Below are 383 nucleotides of genomic sequence, written 5' to 3' on the forward strand. Positions count from 1 at the left end.
GCGTGCGACCTTGCCTTCGCGCACGCGGAACACCGCCGGCTCACCGTCGTCGAGCAACGCCAGGCGCGGTACGACCAGCGCATCGGCACGCTGGTCGTAGTCGATGCGGATGCGACCGAACATGCCGGGCTGCAGCGCGTGTGCGGCGCCGTCGAAGGCGCTGACCACGCGAAACGTGCCGCTGCCCGAATCCACCACCGGCGCGATGCGATCAACGGTGCCGGTGAAGCTCTGCCCCGGCAGCGCGTCGGCCGCCAGCGTCACCGGCTGGCCGGCGCGCAGGGTGGCCAGTTCACGCTCGGGCACGTTGAGGGTCGCTTCCAGCCGCGAGTTGTCGACGATGCGGAAGATCGGCGTGTTGATCTGCACGAAGTTGCCGGTCT

Annotated in this window: 1 protein-coding gene; it reads right to left on the reverse strand. The window is 69.7% G+C overall.

Annotated features, from left to right (window positions below; genetic code table 11):
* A partial coding sequence (locus D7X55_RS47495) for an efflux RND transporter periplasmic adaptor subunit (protein ID WP_121725819.1) occupies positions 1-383 on the reverse strand: 383 nt, incomplete at both ends.

Source organism: Corallococcus sp. AB049A, from assembly GCF_003668885.1.
GTDB classification, from domain to species: domain Bacteria; phylum Myxococcota; class Myxococcia; order Myxococcales; family Myxococcaceae; genus Corallococcus; species Corallococcus interemptor.